Raw genomic sequence first — 1,639 nt, forward strand, 5'->3', positions numbered from 1 at the left:
CGATGATATTCCTTACGTGCCGAACAAGAAGGGCGGTGGCGTCTGCCTCGGCGGTAAAATCGCACCTATCTTCTTTAACACGATGGAAGATGCGGGCGCACTGCCGATTGAAGTCGATGTTGACCGTCTGAATATGGGCGACGTCATCGACATCTATCCGTATAAAGGTGAAGTCCGCAATCACGACACCGACGAAGTGCTGGCTAACTTTGAACTGAAAACTAACGTACTGTTGGATGAAGTTCGTGCGGGTGGCCGTATTCCACTGATCATCGGCCGTGGTTTGACCACGAAAGCCCGTGAATCGCTGAATCTGCCGCACAGTGATGTGTTCGAGCAGGCGAGAGATGTGGCGGCCAGCACCCGTGGTTTCTCACTGGCGCAGAAAATGGTCGGCCGTGCATGTGGCGTTGACGGTGTGCGCCCTGGCGCCTACTGCGAACCCAAAATGACCTCGGTTGGCTCGCAGGACACCACCGGTCCAATGACCCGTGATGAACTGAAAGATCTCGCCTGCCTCGGCTTCTCTGCGGATCTGGTGATGCAGTCCTTCTGCCATACTGCGGCTTATCCAAAGCCGGTCGATGTGACCACGCATCATACGCTGCCTGACTTCATTATGAACCGTGGCGGCGTGTCGCTGCGCCCAGGTGATGGCATTATTCACAGCTGGCTGAACCGTATGCTGCTGCCGGACACCGTGGGTACCGGTGGTGACTCTCACACCCGTTTCCCTATTGGTATCTCCTTCCCTGCGGGGTCAGGTCTGGTGGCCTTTGCCGCTGCGACTGGCGTGATGCCACTGGACATGCCTGAGTCAGTTCTGGTGCGCTTCAAAGGTAAGATGCAGCCGGGGATCACTCTGCGTGATCTGGTGCATGCGATCCCACTGTATGCCATCAAAGCTGGCCTGCTGACCGTTGAGAAAAAAGGGAAGAAAAACATCTTCTCTGGCCGCATTCTGGAAATTGAAGGTTTGCCGGATCTTAAGGTTGAGCAGGCATTTGAATTGTCAGATGCATCCGCTGAACGTTCTGCCGCCGGTTGTTCTATCAAACTGAGCAAAGATCCGATCATTGAGTATCTGAACTCGAACATTGTCCTGCTGAAGTGGATGATCTCTGAGGGCTATGGCGATCGTCGTACGCTTGAACGCCGTATTCAGGGCATGGAAAAATGGCTGGCCGATCCGCAGCTGCTGGAAGGCGATGCGGATGCAGAGTACGCTGCGGTGATCGATATCGATCTGGCAGATATTAAAGAGCCAATTCTGTGTGCGCCGAACGACCCGGATGATGCTCGTCTACTGTCTGATGTGCAGGGCACAAAAATCGATGAAGTCTTTATCGGTTCCTGCATGACCAACATCGGTCACTTCCGTGCGGCTGGGAAACTGCTGGATGCGCATAAAGGCCAGCTGCCGACGCGTCTTTGGGTGGCTCCGCCAACCAAGATGGATGCGGCACAGCTGACTGAGGAAGGCTACTACAGCGTATTCGGTAAGAGCGGCGCGCGCATTGAGATCCCAGGCTGTTCACTGTGCATGGGTAACCAGGCGCGTGTGGCAGATGGCGCAACGGTGGTATCGACCTCCACACGTAACTTCCCGAACCGTCTGGGAACGGGGGCAAATGTGTAC

1 protein-coding gene is annotated in these 1,639 nt (G+C 55.2%); it reads left to right on the forward strand.

The annotated features are described in order from the left end of the window. Nucleotides 1-1,639: bifunctional aconitate hydratase 2/2-methylisocitrate dehydratase (locus WH277_RS00120; RefSeq protein WP_339503641.1), on the forward strand; the 1,639-nt coding region annotated here is incomplete at both ends.

It is taken from the genome of Erwinia sp. MYb416 (assembly GCF_037479575.1).
Classification (GTDB): Bacteria; Pseudomonadota; Gammaproteobacteria; order Enterobacterales; family Enterobacteriaceae; genus Erwinia; species Erwinia rhapontici.